Genomic DNA, 17200 nt, shown 5'->3' with positions numbered 1-17200 from the left:
CGTGCGGCCCAGGCGGCCGGCCGGTCAGTCGACCCCCAGCAGGCGCCGCAGGTCTTCGGGACGGGACGCGAATTCTGCGCCGGTCGCCTGGTGGACGATGACTCCCTTCTGCATGACTGCCACGTTCCGGGCGACGGAGAGGGCGAGGCCGAGGTTCTGCTCGACGAGGACGACCGACATGCCCTGCGCGCTCACCTCGCGGATCACCTCGCCCACTTGGGCGACGATCGCCGGCGCGAGGCCGTCGGACGGCTCGTCGAGGAGCAGCAGGCGCGGATTGCCGAGCAGGGCCCGGGCGATCGCGAGCATCTGCTGTTCTCCTCCGGAGAGCTGGTCACCGCGGTGCCCGAGCCGTTCTCCCAGCCGCGGCAGCAGGTCGAGGACGCGGGCCCTGGTCCAGGGTCCGCGCGCCGGGCGGCGCGAGGCGATCGTCAGGTGTTCGTCCACGGTCAGCGGGGCGAAGACCCTGCGCCCCTGGGGAACGACGCCGACCCCTGCCCGGGCGATCACGTCGACACGGGCTCCGGCGAGCTCCCGGCCGTCGAGGCCGACGCTGCCCTCGTAGGGGCGGACGAGCCCCATGACGGTGGAGATGAGGGTGGTCTTCCCGACTCCGTTCCGCCCGAGGAGGGCGACGGTCCCGCCCGCGTCGAGGTCCAGGTCCACACCGTCGAGGACGACGCCCCCGGCGTAGCCGGAGCGCAGCCCGCGGATGCGCAGGAGCGGGTTCACGAGGTGACCTCCATGGTGCTGCCCAGGTAGGCGCTCTGGACTTCGGGGCAGGCGCGCACCTCGTCCGGGGAGCCGGTCTTCAGGTGTCTGCCGAGGTGCATGACCGTCACCGTGTCGGCGAGTTCGAAGACCATGTCGAGGTCGTGCTCGATGAGCAGGACGGTCACCTCCCCGGGCAGGGCGGCGATCAGTTCGGTGAGCCGCGCCGTCTCCGCCGGCGACATGCCGGCGGCCGGTTCGTCCAGGAGCAGCAGGCGGGGTTCGGTCCCCAGCGCCACGGCGACCTCCAGCTGGCGCCGCTCGCCGTGCGAGAGCTCGGCGGCCGGGAGGCCGTGCCGGGTGGGCAGGCCCACCCGGTCGAGCAGTTCGTGCGCCTGCGCGATCGCCGCGGCTCGGGATGCGGCTCGGGAAGCGCCCCGGGAACCGGTCCGGCGTACCACGGCGAGCAGCACGTTCTCCAGCACGCTCTCGCGCAGGAAGAGGCTGGAGTGCTGGAACGTCGCCGCGACGCCCAGCCCGACCCGGCGGTGTACGGGCAGCCGGGTCACGTCCCGTCCGTCGACGAGGATGGTTCCGGCGGTGGCCGGCAAGGTGCCCGAGATCAGGCCGAACAGGGTGGACTTGCCCGCACCGTTCGGGCCGATGATCGCGTGCCGGGCGCCCGGCCGCACACTCAGGTCGACCTCGTCCAGGGCGCGGAAGGATCCGAAGTGCCGGGATACCCGGCGCAGTTCCAGTAGACCGTGATCTGTCACGCCGTCCTCTTCCGGGTGAGCCTGTGCGGGATCCGTACGCCGGCCAGTCCTCGGGGCAGCGTGTAGACGGCGATGACGAAGAGCAGTCCGAGCAGCAGTGGCCCGCGTCCGGCGACGGCTTCGAGGTTTCCGAGGTAGTCGCGGGTGAGCCAGACGAGCGCGGCGCCGGCGCAGGCCCCCCGCATCGAGCCGGAGCCTCCGATGACGACGGCCAGCAGGGCCAGTGCGGCGATCTCGAAGCCGGCGTCGCCGGGCGAGACGAACCGCTGGACCGAGACCCACAGGGCCCCGGCGGCGCCGGCCAGTGCCCCGGCGCCGCAGTAGACGGTCAGGGCGTAGCGCTGGGTGGGGTAGCCGATCGCCCGCATGCGGGGCTCGTTGTCGCGGATGCCGCGCAGGGCGAGGGCGAACGAGGTCGAGCCCAGGCGGGAGAGCGCCGCGAAGAGCAGCAGGAACACGGCCAGGACGTAGAAGTAGACCAGCCCGTCGAGCTCCAGGGCGGGCATGCCGGGCAGCGGTACGACGGGCGGGATGCCCGACATCCCGTCGGTGCCGTTCGTCAGCGGCTTCCAGTTGACGGCGGCGCTGTAGACGATCTCGCCGATGGCCAGCGTGAGCATCAGGAACACCACGCCCCGGGCTCGTACGGCAAGCCATCCGGTCGCTGCCGCCACCAGCGCGGAGACGCCCGCGGCGATGAGGAGTTGGAGGGGGCCGATGTCGGTGATCCGGGTCGCCGTGATCGCCGCCGTATAGGCGCCGACGCCGAAGTAGGCGGACTGGCCGAGGGTCGGCAGCCCGGTCAGGCCGGTGAGCAGGTTCACGCTCAGCACGAGGAGGGCGAACACCAGGATCCGCGACAGGGTGCCGATCGCGTACGGGCCGAGCACGAAGGGGGCCAGGGCGAGGGCTCCGGCCACGGCGGTTGCCGACAGCCGCCGCCGTGTCGCGGAGCCGGCGGCCCCGAACGGGCTCATGCGCGCACCGCCGACGGGAGGAGACCGCCCGGGCGGACCACGAGGACGAGCAGCATGGTGCCGAAGAGCAGGAAGGGTGCGTATGTGGGGAGCAGCGCCACCCCGAGGGTCTGCACCTGGCCGATCAGGAGCGCTCCGGCGAGTGCGCCGCGCACCGATCCGAGGCCGCCCACGACCACGACGACGAGGGAGAGGACGAGCACGGTCTCGTCGACGCCCGGCCCGGGGCCCAGGATCGGCGCCCCGAGGACTCCACCGACTGCCGCCAGGGCGGCGCCCGACGCGAAGACTCCGTAGAGCACCTTGCGGATGTCGACGCCGAGCGCGCGGACCATGTCCCGGTCGGCGACGGTGGCCCGCACGAGGGCTCCGAGCGAGCTGCGCTCGAAGACGAGGTACACGAGGAGCGCCAGGCCGGCCGCGACGGCGATGAACACCAGCCGGTAGACGGGGTAGGCGTGGCCGAGGAGGCCGACCGTCCCGCGCAGGGCCGTGGGCGGGTCCGTGGGCAGGACGTCTCCGCCGAAGGACGCGGCGAGGAGGTCCGCGACGATGAAGGTGATGCCGAGCGTCAGCACGGCTTGGTCCAGGTGCCCGCGGCGGGCCAGGGGCTGGGTGAGGAAGGTCAGCGCGGCCCCGCCCGCGGTGCCCACCAGGGCGCCCGCCAGCAGGGCGAGGAGGAGACCCGTCAGGGTCCCGTCGGACAGGGCGTAGGCGACGTAGGCCCCGGCCAGGTAGAGCGTGCCGTGCGCGAGGTTGAGCACGTCCATCATGCCGAAGACCAGGGAGAGTCCGACCGCGATCGTGAACAGCAGCAGACCGAAGGCGACTCCGTCGATGACGCTGACGAAGTTGCCGTCCAACCATCCGGACATGTCAGCCGCCCAGTCTGCCGAGCTCGGCACCGACGGTGTTGACGCCCTGCTTGACCTCACGCAGGTACCAGGGCTGGACGGGCGTCCCGCCGCTGTTGAACCGCCAGGTGCCGCGCGGGCTGTCGATGTCCCCCACGTGGGCGATGGCGGCGTTGACCGTTTCGGAGGTCACCGTGGAACCGGCCGCCTTGATCGCCTTGTCGAGGACCTGCGCCGCGTCCCATGACGCCATCGCGTACGTGGTCGGGGCCGCACCGTAGGCGGCCGTGTAGGCCGGCGCGAACTGCTTGTTGGCGGCATTGTCCAGGTCCGCGCTGTAGTTGAGCGCCGTGAGGATGCCGTTGGCCGCGTCTCCCTGCCCCTTGAGCACGCCGCCTTCGGTGAGGAAGCCGGGTGCGTAGAGCGGGATCTTGCCGGCCAGTCCGAAGTCCCGGTACTGCTTGACGAAGTCGACGGCCGCACCGCCGGCGTAGAAGCAGAAGACGGCCTTCGCACCGGACTTCTCGATCTGCGCGAGGTACGGCTGGAAGTTCTTGGTCTCCGGGAACGGCGTGTAGACCTCCTCCCCCACCATCGTGCCGCCCGCCGGGAGGAAGGTGGACTTGAAGCCCTCCACCTCGTCCTTGCCCGCCTGGTATCCCGCGGCGATCAGGAAGACGGGTCCGCCGGCCCGCTCGGCCACGTGCTTGCCGAGCGCCTTGCCCGGCTCGTCGTTGACGTACGAGGTGCGCCAGATGTACGTGGTCCCGGTCAGTGTCGTGGGTGAGGCGTTCGAGCCGACGAGGGGGACCTTTCCGGTCTCGAACAGGTCCTTGACCCCGTTGATGGTGGCCGAGCTGACCACCCCGCTCACGGCGAGCACCCGGTCCTGCTTGACCAGCTTCTCCGCTGCCGCCTTGCCCGAGTCGGCGCTCTCCCCCTCGTCCGCGACGACGATCTCCACGTCACGGCCTCCGAGCTTGCCGCCGTGCTGTGCGACGTAGAGCTCGAAGCCCTGCTTCATGTCGTCGCCCAGCGCCTTGTAGGTCCCCGACCGCGGGACGAGGAGCCCGATCTTCACGGGCCCGCTCTGCTTTTCCTCGCCGGTCCCGAGGCTCGCACCACCACATGCCGTGGTCAGCAAGAGCGCCGTCGATGCGGCGACCAGACCAACGGGACGAAACCGACCTGTCATGGGAACTCCATACGTAGTCAACCGGCCCTGAAGGGCGGGATGTTGCTGATGAGGCCGCCGTGGGGAGTCCCAGGCGCAGAAGATCCGGCACTCAGGTCCAGGCCTGACCTCCGGTCGAAGTGACACGTGTCTATCGTGCTTTTATGACGCCCGTCAAGACCACGCAAGATAAGCGCCCGCGCCCGCCCCGGACCCCTTGACCCGCGCCCTGCACATGGCGCAATACTGACCCTCGTCAACTTCTCGCTATAGATATTTCGGCGACGGGCCCAAGATCAGTCAGGGAGTGAAGCACCATGACCGACGATCCATCACGGCGCAAAGTCCTTAAGAACAGCGGGGTGTTGGCAGGCGCCACACTGCTCTCCGGGGTGGCGGGCGGACGCGCCGCACAGGCTTCCCCGCGCACGGCGGCCGAGTCCTCGCCCGTCGTGACACTGCCCTCGGGCCGACTGCGCGGGGCCACCGAAGGTAGTCTCGCCGTGTTCAAGGGCGTGCCCTACGCGGCGCCGCCGGTCGGCGCCCTCCGATGGCGGCCCGCCCAGCCCCACCCCGGCTGGCAGGGCACCCGCGACGCGACGGCCTTCGGCCCGAGCGCCCCGCAGCCCTACCGGGAGGGAGGCGACCAGGTGCTCGGCACCCACGGCTCGCCCCCCTTCGACGAGGACTGCCTCACGCTCAACGTCTGGACGCCCGGAACCGACGCCGCCAAGCGGCCGGTCATGGTGTGGATCCACGGCGGCGGCTTCATCTCCGGATCCGGATCGATGCCGGGCTACTCCGGCGAGACCTTCTCGCGCGACGGCGACATCGTCGTCGTGACCGTCAACTACCGCCTCGGACCCCTGGGTTACCTCTACTTCGGCGAGGACGGAGCCTGGGGGAACTTCTGGCTCACCGACCAGCTCGCCGCCCTGCGCTGGGTACGGGACAACATCGCCGCGTTCGGCGGCGACCCCGACGACATCACCCTCGCCGGCCAGTCCGGCGGCGCCCTGTCGGTCGCGGCGCTGGCCGGTGTCCGGCCCAAGGGCCGCCCGCTCTTCCGGCGCGCCATCCTCCAGAGCCCGCCGCTCGGGCTGAAGATCCCCACGCGCAGCGAATCCCTTGAACGCACCGCCGCCTTCCTGGACATCCTGGGGGCCGCGAACGTGACGGAACTGCGGGCCGTGCCCTGGCCGCGCCTGATCGCCGCCACCCTCGAGATGTTCGGGCGCACCGGCCGCTGGGGCTACTGGTCGACCCCGTTCCTGCCGGTGCTCGACGGGGTCACGCTGGACCGCGACCCCGCCGACCTGCTGCTCAGCGGAGCCGGGGCGGACATCGACGTGATGATCGGCTGGACCAGGGAGGAGGCCAACTTCGCCTTCGCACTGAGCGCCCCGTACGCCGCCGCGACCAGGGAGCAGGTGGTGGCCAGGGCGCGGGACACCTTCGGAAGCCGGGCGGAACAGGCGTACAGCGCGTACGAGGAGGCCCGGCCGGGCGCCCGCCCCGTGGACGTCCTGATGGACCTGATCACCGACGAGCTGTTCCGCATGCCCGCCGTGGCGCTGGCCGAACGGCGAGCGGCCCGCGGACGTCCGGTCTGGGCGTACCAGTTCAACCTTCCGACGCCCGCGCACGGCGGCCAACTCGCCGCCGCGCACTGCCTGGAACTGCCCTTCGTGTTCAACAATTTCGACAAGTGGTCGCAGGCGCCCTTCCTGGCGGGGCTGAACCCCAGGGTCCGTGACGGCCTCGCCTCGACGATGCACGCCTCCTGGATCTCCTTCATCCGTACCGGGGAACCCCAGCACCACCGCATGCCGCCATGGGGTCGCTACGACCAGGAAGCCCGCACGACGATGGCCTTCGACTCGGTCACCAACGCCGTCGGCGACCTCGCGGGCTACTGGCGGCGCCTGCACCAACCGGCAGGACGCTGACCGTCAGCCCCCTCGGGGGTCACCGCCGTGCGGCCGGTGACCCCCTGCACGTAGACGACCTAGGGGCGGCCGGACACCCGTTCGGCCGCCGGAAGGTCCGCTCGCCGCTCGTAGCCCCGGGCAACGGTGCTGTCCAGCAGGTGAGTTACTTGCCGGAAGGCATAGGACGGTGCGCACCGTTCCGGTACCTTTCCGTCACGTAGCCGCCACACCAGGGGCACAAGGCCCCACGGGACTTGCGGCGCGAAGGACCCGACACCTGTTGACGACAGCGACCGAAGTCTTCACAGTCCGGCCGTACACCCCGCACTGCCAGGTGATCCACACCGAAGGCGATCACGCCGTGATCGGCATCTCGCCCGGAAACAGCTACTTCTCCGCCCAACGCGTGCTCGACCTCGCGGAGTGGGGCATGCGCAACTTCTCGCAGGTCGATCTCATCTACACCGACCTGCACGTGGCCGAGATGTACGAGGCCCTCGGCTACCCCGAGGACGAAGCCCGGCGCAAGGCGGTCAAGAACCTGCGCGGCGTCCGCGCCAAGGTCAACAACGCCGCGGCGGAAGCCGACCCCACCGGCATCCGGTTGCGCGCACGCCCGATGTCGGCCCTCACCGACATCCCCGCGTACCGCGCGCTCCACAGCCACCTGTACAACCTGCTCGACACCGACCCGGAATTCCGCAGCACCTGCAATTCCCTGGTCGACGCGTTCCTCTCCTCCAAGGTGCTGGGCGGCAAGACCGCCACCACCCGGCAGCGCGAGGTGTGCCTGGAGTACGTCTGCGCCGAGGCGCCGCTCTTCCTGGACACCCCGGCCATCCTCGGCGTGCCGTCCTCCCTCAACTGCTACCACCAGCTCCTGCCGATGGCGGAACTGCTCTACTCACGCGGCTCCGGCCTGCGCGCCTCGCGCAACCAGGGACACGCCGTCATCACCCCCGCCGAAGGAGCACCCGATGTCCACTGAGACCCTTCTCGACTTCCCGTTCTCCGCGCGCGGCGACCAGCTCCCCCACGAGGTCGAGGAGCTGCGCGACCAGCCGGTCAAGCGGGTCCGCACGATCGCCGGTGACGAAGCCTGGCTCGTCTCCTCCTACGAGCTGTGCAAGCAGGTCCTCGAGGATCCCCGATTCAGCCTGAAGGACACCTCGGCCCCCGGGGTGCCCCGCCAGTACGCGCTGACGATCCCGCCCGAGGTCGTCAACAACATGGGCAACATCACCGGTGCCGGCCTGCGCAAGGCCGTCCTCAAGGCGATCAACCCCAAGACCGACGGCCTCACCGACTGGATGCGCGACCACGCCTCCACCCTCGTCGACGGCCTCCTCGCCCACGGGGCGCCGGTCGACCTGCGCGGCCAGTTCACCAACCCGTACGCCGAGAACCTGCACTGCCGCATCCTCGGCATCCCGCAGGCCGACGCCCCACGCCTGGCGTCCAGCCTCGACATCGCGTTCATGAACTCGGCCTGCCCCGTCACCGGTGCCAAGCTCAACTGGGACCGGGACATCGCCTACATGGTCGAGCGCCTCGACGATCCCGCCACCACCGGGCTCGTCGCCGAGCTGGCGGCCCTGCGCCCGGACCCCGAATACGCCCACCTCACCGACGAGATGCTCGCCACGGTCGGGGTCACCCTGTTCGGCGCCGGGGTCATCTCCACCATGGGCTTCCTGACGATGGCGGTCTTCTCCCTCCTCCAGAACCCGGACGTGTGGGAGCAGTTGCGGAAGTCTCCGGAGAAGATCCCGGGTGCGGTCGACGAACTCCTGCGGGTCAACCTCTCGATCGGTGACGGCCTGCCCCGCCTCGCCCTCGAAGACGTCACCCTCGGGGACGTCGAGGTGAAGAAGGGGGAGCTCCTCCTCGTCCTGGTCGAGGCCGCCAACACCGACCCGACGGTGTTCAGCGACCCCCACGTCGTCGACATCGACCGGGAGAACGCCGCCACCCACCTCTCCTTCGGCGGCGGCCAGCACTACTGCCCCGCCACCGCCCTCGGCAAGCGGCACACCGAGATCGCCATCGAGGTACTCCTGGAGAAGATGCCCCGCCTCCAGCTCGCCGTGCCGGTCGACCAGCTCGTCTGGCGCACCCGGTTCATGAAGCGCCTCCCCGAGCGGCTCCCCGTCCTCTGGTAGTCGGGCAGCGGGCCGAGGGGACCCGTCCGGACCTTCCGGGCGGGGCCCCCGGACCGCACCTCGGCGGGGCGGCCGGCGGGTCAGTCCTCGGTGCCGCCCAGGTCGGGACGGTCGCGCAGCTCCACCGTGCGGGTGGCCGAGGCGTGCAGTTCGAGGACGGTGATCTCGTTGCGGCCCGCCCGGAGCACCGGGGCGGGGACGTACAAGGTGGCCTGGGCGCCGCGGGACCAGTATCGGCCGAGGGCGAAGCCGTTGATCCATACGCTGCCCTTGGTCCAGCCGGGCAGGGCGAGGAAGCCGTCGGCCGGCTCTTCCACGTCGGCGCACCCGCGGTGGAAGGCGGGGCCCACCGGCGGCGCCGCCGGGTCGAAGGCACCGAAGGGCATGCCGGCCAGGCCGGCGGGATCGTCCAGGGGCAGGGCCCGGCTGGTCCACCGCTCCGGGGCCCGGCCGTTGACGAGGACGCGGCCGAGGAGTCCCTTGCGGTCGTGGATGCCCGGCCCGTAGTTGACCCGCCCCTGGTTCTCCACGAGTACGGACAACCGGGCTCCGGGGTGGGGGACGGTGAAGGCGAGGGCGCGCTCGCCGCTCTCGCGCGCGAGTACGCCGACGGGCTGTCCGTCCACGAAGACCTGCGCTCTATCGCGCACGTCCTCGACGTACAGCACGGCCGGGCCGCCGGCCGCCAGCAGGGTCTCGTACAGGACGAAGCCGAAGCCCTCGCCGAGTTGCTCCATCGTGAGCGGCCGGTCGCCCTCCACGGGCCGGCCGAGCAGGTCTGCATGCTCCAACAGGGATGCGGAATGGGTGAGTTCGAGCAGCAGCCCGCGGTCGAGCTTCGGGCCGGGGGCGGGTGGCGGACCGTCGGGGACGGGGCCGTACTTCGCGATGACCTCACGGAAGGCGGTGTACTTGGCCGTGGGATCGCCGGCCTCGTCCAGGAGCGCGTCGTAGTCGTACGAGGTGATCGTGGGGCGGTACGTCCCTTTGTCGTTCGCGCCGTTGGTGAAGCCGAAGTTCGTTCCCCCGTGGAACATGTAGATGTTCACGGAAGCGCCGGCGGCCAGCAGCCGGTCGAGGTCGTGCGCGGCGTCCTCGGCATCGCGCACCGCATGGGGTCCGCCCCAGCGGTCGAACCAGCCGATCCAGAACTCCGAGCACATCAGGGGTCCTTCGGGCTGGTGCCTGCGCAGCTCCGCGAGCCCGGCCTCGACCTTGCTGCCGAAGTTGACGGTGCTCAGCACTCCTTCCGTGCTGCCGCGCGCCAGGTCCGCGGGCTGGTCGCAGGTGAACAGGGGGACGTCCACTCCGTGCCGGCGCAGCAGCCCGGCCAGTTCGGCCAGGTAGCCGGGGTCCTGTCCGTAGGCCCCGTACTCGTTCTCGAGCTGGACCGCGAGCACCGGGCCGCCCCGGCTGCCCAGCCGGGACAGCAGGGGCGGCAGGAGCGCGCCGAGATAGTCGTCCACGGCCCGCAGGAAGCGCGGGTCGCTGCTGCGCAGTGCGATGCCCTCCTCGGCGAGGAGCCACGAGGGCAGGCCGCCCCCCTCCCATTCCGCGCAGATGTACGGGCCCGGGCGCAGCAGGACGTACAGGCCTTCGGCGGCGGCGAGGTCGAGGAACCGGGGCAGGTCGAGGCCCCCGTCGAGCCGGAACTCCCCGCGCCTCGGGGCGTGGAGGTTCCACGGGACGTAGGTCTCGACCGTATTGAGGCCCAGTCGGCGTGCCTTGTGGAGCCGGTCGGCCCATTGCTCCGGATGGACGCGGAAGTAGTGCAGTGCACCGGAGACGATGCGAAACGGCCGGTCGTCGAGACGGAAGCCGTCTGCGGCGATCTCCAGTCGGGGCATGCAGTGCGCTCCTCGGGAAGGGGAAGGGGATGGCGGGCCGGTTCTGGGACCGGTCAGTTCAGTGGGCCGGTCACTTCAGCGGGCCGGTCACTTCAGCGGGCGGCACAGCAGCGCATCGGGGACACCGCCGTGGTTCCACTTCCAGGTGTAGGCGACGCCCGCGAGGTACTCGGTGTCGGAGCACTGGCCCTTGTAGTGGCCGGGCGCCCAGTCGCTGGCGTTCGAGCCCCCGGTGGCGGGGCGGTTGTCCCCGCGGTCGAACCAGAGCGTGCGGCCGGTGGTGGGCAGGGAGGCGGCGGCGGGGGCACACAGCAGCGCGGACATGGCGTTGCTGCGGACGCTGTAGCCGATGGCGAAGGTCTGCGCGGGGCACTGGAGCTTGTTGTATCCGGCGGCCCAGTCGCCCCCGGTGACGTACCGCTCGTCCGTGACCGCGGTCCAGGACCCGGCGCCCTTCGGCGGCCCGCCCGCGTCGGTGCACAGACCCCGGCTGCTGCTGCGGGCGAGGCCGGTCAGCCGCTGGGAGTCGGGGCAGTTGCCCTTGCGGTTGCCCGGGGACCAGTCGGCCTTGGCGAGCATGGTGGCGGAGACGACGTAGTCCGCGTGGTCGAGGTCGAGCATGTTCCAGTGGCTGACCGGGGCCACCGCACCGGTGCGGCCGGGGGTGGAGACCAGCCGGTTCCAGTCGTCGGCGCGCCAGTCCCCGCCGTCTTGGATGCTCTGGCGGGCACCGGTGGTCCCGTACGACAGCAGCGCCCAGGTGTCCATCGGGGCGCCCGCGGCATTGGTCCAGCCGACGAGCGGCCAGATCGCGAAGTCGGTGTCGTTGGCCACCAGGATGTCGGTGAAGCGGTGCAGCCAGGCCCGCTCCTTGGCGTTCTCCGGGCCGCGGCCCCCGGCACCGAACTCGCTGATCCACACCGGGGCGGTGAAGTGCTGCCCCTCCCGGGTGACGAACAGCGCCTGGTCGTCCACCACTTGGGCGAGCTGCTCCGGGGTGAAGTCCTCGTAGCGCGGATCGTTCGTGGAGCCGGGGCCGCTGCCGGCACCGGTGTTGGCCGGGCCGGTGTAGGCGTAGAAGTGGGCGGCGTAGACGAGCTTGCCCGACTCGATCAGCGTGTGGGAGAGGTTGGCCACCGGCGTCAGCATGGGCCGCCCGTGCGGAAGTCCGGCGAGCGGGATCCCGTACCAGTTGATGCCCTCCATGACGACCAGCGTGTCGGGGGCGGCCCGCAGGATCCGGTTCCCGGCCTCCTCGAAGGCGGCGTAGGCGTCGTGGCTGTCGTACCAGCCCCAGTTGGGGTCGTCCCAGGTGTCGCGGCGCACCTCGTTGCGCAGGTCGGCGCCCACCACCCGCTTGTCCGCCTTGTAGCGGTTCACCATGAACACCCAGTCGTCCAGCCACTGCTGGGTGCTCTGGCTGCTGTTCCAGCGCTCGTTTCCGTCCAGGCCGCAGCAGAAGCGGGCGGTGGTGGTGTGGTTGTTGAGGATGACGGCGAACCCGTCGGCGGTGAGGGCCGCGATGACGGTGTCGAGTACCTGCAGGGGGGTCTTGCCCTTCAGCTGCGGGTTGGCGGCGACCGCGGCGTCCGGGACGGGTGTGGTGTCGTGGACGAGGGCGTTGGAGAACGGCAGCCGGATGCTGTTGAGGCCCAGGCTGTGGAAGTCGGCCAGGATGGCGGCCACGGGCGTCCGGTCCAGGCCGAGGGGCATGTTGTGTGCCGCTATGCCGTGCATGTGGCTGGCGGGATCGTTGATGTCCCCGCTGCCGGTCCATGTCCCCTGGGCGCCCGCCCAGTTGCCCGCCTTGAGCTTGAAGCGGTTCCCCGCGGCGTCGACGATCCAGCGGCCCCGGGTGCTGAGCGGTGCGGTCCAGGAGGCGGCCAGTTCGGGCCCGGTCAGGACGGTGGGCGCGGCCGGGGCGCCGGCCGCACCGGGTGCGGCGGAGGTCGCGCCGGCCGCCGTGGTGGTGCCGAGGAGCAGCGCGGACAGCACGGCGAGTGCCGAGACCGCGCGTCGGAGCAGTGGTGTGCCTGTCACGTTGGATCCTTCGGAGAGGGAGGATGTGCCGTGCCGTGCTGGTCAGTGCTGGTCAGTGACGTGCTGGTCTGTGATGTGCTGGTCCGTGCTCTGCCGTTCAGCCCTTGAGGCCGCTGGTGGCGATCCCCGCGACGATGTAGCGCTGGGCGACCAGGAACATGACGACCAGGGGGACGATCGTCACGACGGCTCCGGCGAACAGGCCGGGCAGGTTGATGGTCTGCGAGGTGAGGAACGTCGACAGGGCGATCTGGGCCGTCCAGGCCGACGGGTCCTGTCCGATGACCAGGGGCCACAGGAAGGAGTTCCAGCTGTCGATGAACGCCAGCGCGCCGAGCGAGGCGAGCATCGCGCCCGAGTTGGGCAGGGCGATCCGGCGGTAGAGGCCGAACCAGCCGAGCCCGTCCAGCCGTCCGGCTTCTTCGATCTCGGCCGGGAACTGGAGGTAGAAGTTGCGGAACAGCAGGACGGCGAAGGGGTTGAACAGGCCGGGCGCGATGATGCCCCACAGCGTGTTCACTCCGCCCAGGGAGCCGACCACGACGAAGGTCGGTACGAAGGTCACCGAGCCGGGAATCATCAGCGTGGCGACCACCAGGGCCAGGAGGACGCCGCGCCCCGGCACCGGGATCCGGGCGAAGGCGTAGCCGGCGCGGGAGGCCAGGAGCGTGGAGACGGGGGCCGTGATGAGGGCGATCACGGTGGAGTTCCCCAGTGCCCGGCCCATCGACAGGGTCGGGTCGTCGAAGAGCGCGGTGAAGTTCTCGAAGTGCATCGTCGACGGCCACCAGGTCCAGTGCGGCGACGTGATGCCCTGGGCGTCCATCAGGGAGCCCCGCAGCATCAGGTAGAAGGGCGTCAGGAAGGCCGTCGTCAGCAGGCCCACCAGCAGTCCGCGCGCGCAGAGGCGCAGCGCTGCGGACAGTCTCGCCGCGGTCGTCACGTGCGGCTCACCCCTCGCTCCTGCCGAATCCGGTGAAGCGCCCCTGGATCAGGGTCACTCCGACGATGAGCGCGGTGAGTACGAAGGCCCCGGCCGATCCGAGTCCGTAGTCCTGGCTGCCCATCGCGGTGTTGTACAGGTAGCCCAGCGGCGTCTGGACGGGGGCGGAACCGGTCCCGGAGAGCCCGCTGTTGAAGAGGTTGTAGAACTCGTCGAAGGCCTGGAACGCGGCGATGAAGAGCAGCATCAGCACGGCGACGGACGTGTTGCGCAGCATCGGCAGCGTGATGGAGCGCAGCAGCCGCAGGCCGGTCGCGCCGTCGAGGGCGGCTGCCTCGTAGAGCTCCTTGGGGATGCCCTGGAGTCCGGCCAGGAAGAGCACCATGTAGAAGCCGACCTGGAGCCAGAGCCGGAGGGTGACCAGCACGATCCAGTACAGCGGTGGTGAGGTGGTCTGCAGCCAGGGGACGGGGTCCATGCCGAACCAGCCGCCGAGGGTGTTGGCGATGCCGGCCGGAAGCCCGTTGAACAGGCACATCTTCCACAGGAGCGAGGCGGCGACGTAGGACACGGCCGCCGGGATGAGGAAGACGGTGCGCAGCACCGCCCGCCCCCGCCGGATCCGGTGCACGAGCAGGGCGAGCCCGAGGGAGGCGGCGAAGGTGACCGGCACGATGAAGGCGGTGAACAGCAGGATCTGCGTCAGGGAGCCGCGGAAGGCCGCGTCGGAGAGCAGGGCCCGGTAGTTGTCCAGCCCCACCCACCGGCTGGGAGCGATGGTGCCGCGCGCGTCGCTCAGGCTGAGCAGGAAGCTCCAACCGATGGCGACGTACTTGAACACGCCGAGGCCGATCAGCATCGGAGCGGTGAGCAGCGCGAAGGCGATCCAGCCGGAGCGGCCCGCGCGGGGGCGGCCGGCGCGGGCCGCCCCCGCGGTGGGCCGACCTGACGGTCCCGACCGCCCGGACGGTCCGGGCCGCCGCCCGGACCGCCGTGTGGTGTGCGGTGCGGACAGCATCAGCCGCGCTGCTTGTCGATGGCGCCCTGGGCCGCCCTCACCGCGTCCGCCAGGACCTCCGCGGGGTTGCCCTGCCCGGCGGCTATCTTGGCGGCGGCCGCGCTGAAGGCGCTGCTCACCGCGGTGTCCCAGGTGCCCGGGTTGGACTTGCCGTACTTGGCGGCCAGTTCCACGGCCTCCTTGGCGGCCCCGTCGGTGAGCTTCGCGGCCCCCGCCGCCACGGACGTGCGGGGCGGGACGTGGAACCCGTAGCTCTCGGCCCAGTCCTTCTGCAGGTCCGCCTGCCGGATCCAGAGCCACTGGACGAACTTCTTCGCGGCGTCCACGTTCCGGCCCTTGGCGTTGACGCAGCTGGTCCAGCCCCCGACGCGCACTACGGGGGTGCCCCCGGCCTTGAAGGCGGGCCACGGCAGGACGCCGAAGTCCTCGCCGAGCGCGGTCTTGACGGCGGGCATCGCCCACAGACCGCACCACTGCATCGGAACGAGGTTCTGGGTGAAGGCGGACGGGTCCCACCAGTCGGTGGTGAATCCGAGGAGCAGGGACTTGTCCTCGTGCAGGCGCTTCAGGCCGGTCAGGGCCTCCAGTGCCTGCGCGGAGCCGAAGGCCACCTTGCCGTCGGTCACCAGGTCGCCGCCGTTCGAGCGGACGGCGAGGATCGGGCTGTCGCCCAGTCCGTCGTTGCCGAGGAACAGCCCCTTGCCCGACTTGGTGGTGAGGGCCTTGGCCGCCAGGGCCAGCTCGTCGAAGGTGGTGGGCGGGGTGATTCCGGCCTGGGACAGCACGCTCTTGCGGAAGTACAGCATCATGACGTCGTCGATCATCTTGACGCCGTAGAGCTTGCCGTCGACGCCCACACCACCGATGGCGTTCTCGTTGAAGTCCGCCTTGTCGCTGCCGTAGATCTCGTCGAGGGCGGCGATCTGACCCCGGCGGGCCAGGCTCTCGCTGAAGTCGCCGATCTCGAAGACGTCCGGGGCCGCGTCGGTGAGCAGGGTCGCGTTGAGCTTGGCGGCGTAGTCGCCCGGGACCCAGGTGACCTTGACGGCGATGTCCGGGTGGGCCTTGGTGAAGGCGGCCGCGTAGCGCAGTGCGGCCTGCTGCGTGCCGGCCTCGCCGTAGGCGTGGAACCAGACGTTCAGGGTGGTCTCGGCCTGGGAGGAGGCACCCGCGTTCGGGTCGGTGGAGCAGGCGGTGGTCACCACCGCTCCGGCGACGATCATCAGTGATCCGCCGAGAAAACGCCGTCGGCTAAGCTCGGTTCTGTGCGCGCTCATGTCGCATCCTTCCGTGAGGGTAGGCGGGATGTGGGTGTGTCGGGCCCCGGTCGGTGCCCTCCATCAGTGCTTGCCGGCAGTGAGGGGCACCGGCCGGGTGAGCCGGGTGCTGCGTTACGAGTGCTGCGTTACGAGTGGTGCGGTACGAGTGGTGCGGTACGAGTGGTGCGGTACGAGTGGTGCGGTACGAGTGGTGCGCCGCTACGGGAGTGCCGCGGCGGCCGTGCTCGGCGGGAACAGTGCCTGGACCGCCACCGCGGCGGCTCCGCGGGCCCACTCCTCCCAGGGGAGCGGGCGCAGGGACAGGGGGCATTTGACCGCGGCCCCGAAGGCGTGCGCCGCGTAGGCGGTCTTGATGTGCTGTCCGAACAGGTCGTACGTGCCCGCTCCCTCGCCGCTGACCACGACGCGTTCCGGGCCCACGAGGTTGACCAGGGTGGCGATGGCGACGCCGATGGCGCGGCCCGCCCGGGCGAAGGCCTCGCGTGCCACGGGGTCACCGTCGCGGGCCAGCTCCACGGCGTGGTCGAAGGCGAGGTCGGCCACACCGGTCCCGCGGCGGACCGCTTCGAGGATCGCGCCGCTCGAGGCGATGGCCTCGACGCAGCCGACCGCGCCGCAGCGGCAGCGCGGGCCGGCCGGGTCCACGCAGACGTGCCCCAGTTCCCCGGCCACACCGTAGGCGCCGGTCACCAGCTGCCCGTTGACGACGAGCGCGGAACCGATCCCCGCGCCGATCGTGACCAGCGCGAAGTAGCCGGTACCGACCCCTTCCCCGAACCAGTGCTCGGCGATGGTCAGTGCTTTGACGTCGTTCTCGACGGTGACCGTCAGACCGGTGGTACCGGACAGGGTCTCGGCGAGCGGTACGTCGCGCCAGCCGAGGCGGCCGGAGAAGCGGACCCGGCCGCCGCCGCGGTCCACGTCCCCCGAGACCGCGATGCCCAGATGCCGGGTGCGATCGCGGAACACGGGCTCGGTGTCGAGCAGTTCATCGACCAGATCGGTCAACAAGCCTGAAATGGCGGCGGGTTCATGACTGTCGAGGGTTCGTTCGGCCGTGGCCCGGACCCGGGCCCGCAGATCGCACACCACACCGAACAGCCGGTCGTCACTGATCTTCACTCCGACGAAGAACTCCCGGTCCGGGGTGACCGCCAGCGGGTTGACCGGCCGGCCGGCCCCGGGAGCGGTGCGCTCCGGCGGGAGTTCGTACAGGTACCCGTCGTCGATGAGCGGCCTCGCGGCCTTGGTGATGGCCGTCGAGGAGAGCCCGGTCCGGCGCGCGAGCTCCACCCGGCTGAGCGGACCCTCGGCCAGGAGCAGGGCGAGGACCGCCGTTTCGGCCGGGGCGGTGACCAGTGGCAGCTCTTGGTTTCGAAACACGGGTGCAACGTAGAGCAAATAAATAACTTCGTCCAGTATTGATTTCGACCCCGGGTCCGCCCTAGCCTCTGGCCAACTCTCCGCCCGTACAAGGGCCTTCGACC

The 17200-nt window shown here is 70.8% G+C and carries 14 protein-coding genes; 3 read left to right on the top strand and 11 right to left on the bottom strand.

Annotation, left to right across the window (positions count from 1 at the left end; all coding sequences use genetic code 11):
* Positions 1 to 24 precede the first annotated feature (24 nt).
* The 5 genes from AC3IYI_RS34320 to AC3IYI_RS34300 are packed head-to-tail and all read right to left on the bottom strand — an operon-like array spanning position 25 to position 4513.
* Positions 25 to 732: an ABC transporter ATP-binding protein gene (locus AC3IYI_RS34320; protein ID WP_489407333.1), complete on the bottom strand. Its 708-nt coding sequence runs from the start codon at positions 730 to 732 to the stop codon at positions 25 to 27.
* Positions 729 to 1487 (bottom strand): ABC transporter ATP-binding protein, encoded by a 759-nt coding sequence (locus AC3IYI_RS34315; RefSeq protein WP_489407332.1) that lies wholly within the window; start codon positions 1485 to 1487, stop codon positions 729 to 731. Before AC3IYI_RS34315 ends, AC3IYI_RS34320 begins: the two co-directional genes overlap by 4 nt.
* The gene (locus AC3IYI_RS34310; RefSeq protein ID WP_489407331.1) at positions 1484 to 2464 is read right to left on the bottom strand and encodes a branched-chain amino acid ABC transporter permease; all 981 of its coding nucleotides are present in this window, start codon (positions 2462 to 2464) and stop codon (positions 1484 to 1486) included. The genes AC3IYI_RS34315 and AC3IYI_RS34310 overlap by 4 nt, the downstream gene beginning before the upstream one ends.
* Positions 2461 to 3339, bottom strand: a complete 879-nt coding sequence (locus AC3IYI_RS34305; protein ID WP_489407330.1) for a branched-chain amino acid ABC transporter permease — start codon at positions 3337 to 3339, stop codon at positions 2461 to 2463. Before AC3IYI_RS34305 ends, AC3IYI_RS34310 begins: the two co-directional genes overlap by 4 nt.
* Before the next feature lies 1 nt (position 3340).
* On the bottom strand, positions 3341 to 4513 hold the full coding sequence (locus AC3IYI_RS34300) for an ABC transporter substrate-binding protein (protein WP_489407329.1): 1173 nt from the start codon (positions 4511 to 4513) through the stop codon (positions 3341 to 3343).
* Positions 4514 to 4809: 296 nt separating this feature from the next.
* Here AC3IYI_RS34300 and AC3IYI_RS34295 point away from each other — a divergent pair, with 296 nt between their 5' ends.
* From AC3IYI_RS34295 to AC3IYI_RS34285, 3 genes are all read left to right on the top strand, one after another.
* Entirely contained in the window at positions 4810 to 6441 is a 1632-nt protein-coding gene (locus AC3IYI_RS34295) for a carboxylesterase/lipase family protein (protein WP_489407328.1), read from the top strand.
* A 262-nt stretch (positions 6442 to 6703) separates the two neighbouring features.
* Entirely contained in the window at positions 6704 to 7411 is a 708-nt protein-coding gene (locus AC3IYI_RS34290) for a cyclodityrosine synthase (RefSeq protein WP_489407327.1), read from the top strand.
* Positions 7401 to 8585 (top strand): cytochrome P450, encoded by a 1185-nt coding sequence (locus AC3IYI_RS34285; protein WP_489407326.1) that lies wholly within the window; start codon positions 7401 to 7403, stop codon positions 8583 to 8585. The genes AC3IYI_RS34290 and AC3IYI_RS34285 overlap by 11 nt, the downstream gene beginning before the upstream one ends.
* Positions 8586 to 8665: 80 nt before the next feature.
* On the opposite strand, the gene AC3IYI_RS34280 is transcribed toward AC3IYI_RS34285, so the two are convergent.
* The 6 genes from AC3IYI_RS34280 to AC3IYI_RS34255 form a co-directional block, all read right to left on the bottom strand.
* Complete coding sequence (locus AC3IYI_RS34280) at positions 8666 to 10432, bottom strand: glycoside hydrolase family 35 protein (protein ID WP_489407325.1); 1767 nt, start codon at positions 10430 to 10432, stop codon at positions 8666 to 8668.
* Between the two features lie 87 nt (positions 10433 to 10519).
* Entirely contained in the window at positions 10520 to 12472 is a 1953-nt protein-coding gene (locus tag AC3IYI_RS34275; RefSeq protein WP_489407324.1) for a glycoside hydrolase family 5 protein, read from the bottom strand.
* A gap of 97 nt (positions 12473 to 12569) precedes the next feature.
* Positions 12570 to 13415, bottom strand: a complete 846-nt coding sequence (locus AC3IYI_RS34270; protein ID WP_489407323.1) for a carbohydrate ABC transporter permease — start codon at positions 13413 to 13415, stop codon at positions 12570 to 12572.
* A gap of 7 nt (positions 13416 to 13422) precedes the next feature.
* Positions 13423 to 14433, bottom strand: a complete 1011-nt coding sequence (locus tag AC3IYI_RS34265; RefSeq protein ID WP_489407322.1) for a carbohydrate ABC transporter permease — start codon at positions 14431 to 14433, stop codon at positions 13423 to 13425.
* Positions 14433 to 15710 carry an ABC transporter substrate-binding protein gene (locus tag AC3IYI_RS34260; RefSeq protein WP_489407321.1) on the bottom strand — a complete coding sequence of 426 codons (1278 nt, stop codon included), beginning with the start codon at positions 15708 to 15710 and terminating at the stop codon, positions 14433 to 14435. The genes AC3IYI_RS34265 and AC3IYI_RS34260 overlap by 1 nt, the downstream gene beginning before the upstream one ends.
* A 201-nt stretch (positions 15711 to 15911) precedes the next feature.
* A complete protein-coding gene (locus tag AC3IYI_RS34255) occupies positions 15912 to 17096 on the bottom strand; it encodes an ROK family protein (RefSeq protein ID WP_489407320.1) in 1185 nt (394 codons plus the stop codon).
* Positions 17097 to 17200: the final 104 nt, after the last annotated feature.

The organism is Streptomyces sp. GL_148 (genome assembly GCF_057834205.1).
Note: the sequence above shows the minus strand (reverse complement) of the source record. Positions and strands in the feature narration are given on the sequence as shown.